The sequence below is a fragment of the Bifidobacterium sp. genome (assembly GCF_050874245.1).
Taxonomy (GTDB): domain Bacteria; phylum Actinomycetota; class Actinomycetes; order Actinomycetales; family Bifidobacteriaceae; genus Bifidobacterium.
Genome location: NZ_JBNMKH010000106.1, coordinates 1 through 4,723, shown reverse-complemented (window position 1 = coordinate 4,723; position 4,723 = coordinate 1). Strand labels below are relative to the sequence as shown.

Annotated in this window: 3 protein-coding genes and 1 pseudogene; all 4 read left to right on the top strand. The window is 55.2% G+C overall.

The features are described 5' to 3' along the window. The first annotated feature begins 142 nt into the window (after positions 1-142). Positions 143-1,378 carry an endonuclease/exonuclease/phosphatase family protein gene (locus ACR0P8_RS08670; protein ID WP_432624687.1) on the top strand — a complete coding sequence of 412 codons (1,236 nt, stop codon included), beginning with the start codon at positions 143-145 and terminating at the stop codon, positions 1,376-1,378. 165 nt (positions 1,379-1,543) lie between these two features. Then, the gene (locus ACR0P8_RS08665) at positions 1,544-2,983 is read left to right on the top strand and encodes an AAA family ATPase (protein WP_432624686.1); all 1,440 of its coding nucleotides are present in this window, start codon (positions 1,544-1,546) and stop codon (positions 2,981-2,983) included. Then, positions 2,973-3,728 carry a hypothetical protein gene (locus ACR0P8_RS08660; protein WP_432624685.1) on the top strand — a complete coding sequence of 252 codons (756 nt, stop codon included), beginning with the start codon at positions 2,973-2,975 and terminating at the stop codon, positions 3,726-3,728. The genes ACR0P8_RS08665 and ACR0P8_RS08660 overlap by 11 nt, the downstream gene beginning before the upstream one ends. Positions 3,729-3,860: 132 nt before the next feature. After that, positions 3,861-4,723: pseudogene (locus ACR0P8_RS08655) on the top strand (DUF4012 domain-containing protein); the annotation flags it as partial.

Genomic DNA, 4,723 nt, shown 5'->3' with positions numbered 1-4,723 from the left:
GTACAGACGGTGGCGTACAGACGGTGGAAAAGACGGTGCGAAGAACGGTGAGCACGTAAAGGCACTGTGAACCTCGCGGACCGTTTACAACGAATCCATATCGCGTTGCGTATGGTGAACGGGAACGTAATGAAAGGCGACCATGCGGCAAACCGGCGAAAGCAACAGCAAAGGCGAAAGCGGCAGTGAACGCGGCAACGGCAACGAAAATAAAGCTGAATGCGGCAACGAAAACGAAGCCGAACGCGAGACCGAGAATCTGGGCGAGCGACTTGACGCCGCCATCGCCAGCCGTGTCGACCGCACCGCCCACGCCGACCGCATCAGCCTCGACCAAGCCCAACGCAGCATGTCCCGACGCAGCACCATCCTGCACATCCTGACCATCGCACTCTGGCTGGCCACCGCAGTCATCCTGCTGGCCATGCTGCTGCGCATGCTCCCCAACGGTCTCGACGGCAAACGCTACGTGCCGATCATCGTCGCACTGATGCCATGGATGGGATTCCTCTCCGCGGCAATCATGGTCGTCGCGCTCGCCGTTCGACGGATCGGCGGACGCGCGCTGCTCGCCGTCATCGGAGTGGTGTGCGTGGTCGTGCAGGTCGGCTGGCATTGGGGCTATATCGAACCACGGCAGACGATTTCCGGAAACGCCCGTCAAGCCGTAGCGCAGGCAGCGGCCGACGGCCTGCCCGACACGTCCGACAAGTACGCGCGCATCATGACCCTCAACACCAAACAGGGTGCGGCCGACGCAGGCAGAATCGTCGAAACCGTGAAAAACGAGCATGTGGAGATACTCGCCTTGCAGGAGGTGTCGTGGAGCCTGCTCGACCGGCTCAACGAGGCCGGGATCGCCGACTATCTGCCGTATTCCGTGGCGGCGCAGCAAACGTGGCATGACAACGGCGGCGTGAACGTGCTGTACAGCGCGGCGCCGATGGAGAATGTCAAGCAGAACCTGATTCCCGTGGAGTCGAGCAGTGTTCCGGCGGCGACCATCGATTTCGCCGGTACAAAGGTGCGGTTCGGCTCGGTGCACCCCTTTTCGCCGCGTCCCAGCAACCAGGGATTGTGGAATCGCAGCCTTGATTCGCTCGCCCAATTGCAGCATTACGACAGCCTCTACGTGCTGATGGGCGATTTCAATTCCACATGGGACCATGCCAGCTTCCGGTATCTTCTGGGCGGTCGTTTCCTGGATTCCGGCGAGCAGGCCGGCGAAGGCCTGCATATGACGTATCCGTCGTTGCTGCCGGTGGCCGAGATCGACCATATCGTGCATGACAAGGGCGTGGTCGTGGGCGACCTCGAAACGAAGTACATCCCCGGTTCCGACCATCGCGCGCTCTTAGCAACTCTCGAAGCGCGGTAGGAGCACGGCGGGCGGAACGCCTTCGTGCCAGCATTGTCGATTTCGGCTTAGTGAGTAAGCGCACGTAAAGTGACGATTTCGTCGCTGCTTTACGTGATTTTTGTATAAAATATACGATATTCTAATTTTAGAGTAAGGAATCGTAAGGAATAAAGGGAGCTTCCTATGGTTCGTTTGGAATCTTTGGACTTGGCGAATGTGAAGAACACGGAAGAAGGCAACATTGTTTTCCGCGATTTGCCTTCAGGTGGAAGCATCACGGGCATCTATGGGCAAAATGGTTCGGGAAAGACGTCGGTCATCACTGCGTTGCAGTGCATTCGGTATCTCATGTCCGGATGGCCACTTCCTCTGGAATGCGGAACTGGTCTGGTGAGGCAGGGGAGTGATTGCGCCTCAATCGTTGCTGTTTTCTCTACGGATTTGGGTGAGGTGACCTATGGGCTGCGTCTGCAGCCGACGGAAGACGGGAAGACGCAGGTTTCCCGAGAAACCATCGAGTTGCGCGCGGCAAAAAACGAGGGGAGCGGCAAGGGGCGTCGGCAGACATTGTTGGATCATGCGGTTTCTGAAGGGGAATTGGGGTTGCTTGATTCAACCATGTCTCCTGCGAATAAATGGGGATCGCTGAAATCGGTTCGCAAGGCCGAGGCGAGATTCCGTCAAGAGGAGACATTGTCGTGGAGCCAATATCGTTCGTTTGTTTTTTCTCATAGTTTCATGGATACTCTTACCGCGATCGATGGGGAGATCTCCAAGAATGATGTTTTGCCGAAAATAAAAATGGCCGCCAGAGACATGAACAAGCAGCTGATTGATGTTCTGAGGATTTTGTCTCAGTACGCGCGTCTGAACATGAGGGTCATGACCACGCGTGAGGGGGCATCGGTCGCGTTTGGGTACGTGCCGATAGAGCATGGTTCCAATTTTGATGTTCTGGATATCGGGCGACCGGTTATCGTTCCGGAGGATTTGCGACCGACCATAGAGCAGATGGTAAAGCAGTCGAATATGGTTTTGCCGACTGTCGTGCCGAATCTTCAATTGGAATGCGACATGCAGGAGGCCGTCACTGAGGATAAGAAGCCTGGTGTTCGCGTGTTCCTTAAGAGCGTCCGAAGCGTCGGGGGTAAGAAGGTGCATATTCCATTCTGGGCTGAGTCCGAGGGAATCAAACGTATTGTAGGCATGCTTTCCTTGCTGACCCGTATGTTCAATGAGCCTGATGCCTGTATAGCGATTGATGAGATCGATGCTGGAGTATTCGAAATATTGCTGGGAAATATTCTTCGTGTGCTGGCGGAACGTGGCCGGGGGCAGCTTATTTTCACCGCTCATAATCTGCGTATCCTAGAGGTTCTTCCCAGCAAGGCGATTGTATTCTCGACGTCGAATGCGAAGAATCGTTTTCTGTCTATTAAAGGGGTTCGTGACACCAGCAACCTGAGGGACATGTACATTCGGTCGGTGAACATCAACGACCAGCCTGAGGAATTGGCTCCTCGGATTTCGACTTCCCGGGTTGCCGTCGCTTTCAACAAAGCCGGACGCGTGACTGCAACGACTGCTGTACCTACGGTTAAGGAGCCGGAGCATGCCCAATAAAGTTGTGCCGTTCATTGTAGAAGGTCAGTCCGATGAATGCGTGGTTGATGCTTTCGATGAGATTCTCAGTGATGTTCGGGTCCATTTCCAGGGGATAAGCGCTGACGGCGATATTACCTTGTACAAAATCCATCCTGAGAATTTCCATGCTCTTCCGGGCAAAGGAATCCAAGGCAAAATCAAGGGATTGATTAAACGAGAGATAAGCAAGTCTCACGAGTTCAAGGAACGGGATATTCTCGCCGTCGCATTATTGATGGATTTGGATGGTGCGTTGATTCCAGATGATCGTGTGGTGGAAGGCCGCGTGCTGGAATACATGGCGGATGAAATCAGAACGCCTGATGTTCCAGGAATCAGATTGCGTAATTCCGAGAAGAAAACACGGATTGGCGAGTTGATTGCTGAACGGGAAATGTCGTTTTCTTCAAGGAAAGTGCCCTTTCGTGCTTTCTTCATGTCCAGGAATCTGGAGCATGCTCTTTGGAGCATTTCAGACAACTTGACGGGTAAGCAAGGAACGGAAAGGAAAAGACAGCTGTCTCTTGAATTCATTGAGCATTGTGAGGAGGATCCAGCGTTTTTCAAGCAGCTTCTGCTTTCTTCGGATTTGCTTCATGGTGCCGATGATTATAAAGCATCCTGGGATTGGGCTTTCAGAGGAGTGAATTCGCTGAGACGTGGTTCGAATGTTGGTCTTTTGCCGGAGGAATTTGGTATTTCTTGGCCCGATGGGGATGATTGATCCGTATAGATTCGCTGTGATTCCACCGGGGGTATGAGGTAGACTATTGACCCAGTGTGTGCCATGACATGTGGCTGCGATGTATGGATGCGTCGCGAAGTAGAGAATCGATGAACTCGAGTGGGAGAGAATATGGCTGAGCGGGAGAACGAAGGGACTCCACGTAACGCGGAGGAACCACGGGATCCGGACGCGGGTCAACAGGGCTTGCAGGATTCGGACGTGGACTTGCAGGATTCGAGCGCGAACCTGCGGGACGCGGACTTACAGGATTCGGACGCGCAGGAACCGCAGAATCCGCTGGATCAATCGGATTACCACCCCCACCGCGTCCGCCGCCGCATGAGCGCCGAACACATCCGTCGCATCAAACGCAAACGCCGCAACCGCCGCATCCTGATCGCCGTGGTCGCCGTGCTGCTGGCGCTCGCCGCCTTTGCCGTCGCGTTCGTATGGTCGGTCATGAGCGCCAGGAGCGAACTGCAGCAGGCCGTGGCAAGCGCGAAGGGTCTGCAGGGCACCATCACCCAGGCCGACAGCCAGCAGCTCGACACGAAGACCAACGAATTCTCCGGCCATGTGGACAAGGCGTACAAGCAGACGTCGTCCTTCCTATGGACGGTCGCATCGCATGTTCCGTATGTGGGGGATGATGTTTCCGCGGTCCGTACCACGGTCGCCTCGTTGGAGGATATTTCCTCGCAGGCGTTGCCGCAATTGGCGAAGGTCTCCAAGAACGTCAATCTGAGCAATATCCACGTGGAGAATGGCACGGTCTCCCTTTCTGGTTTGGAGGATTCCCAGGAGCCGCTGAGCGTTGCCGACAAGGTGATCGACAACAGCACCCGTGAGATCAAGGCGGCGAAACGGCCACACATTCACAAGGTCGCCGATGCGCTCGACTCGGCCCAGACCTACTGTGCAAAGCTCAACAGCACCGTGCATACGCTGAACACCGTAGCTCAGCTGCTGCCCGGCATGCTCGGCACGGACAG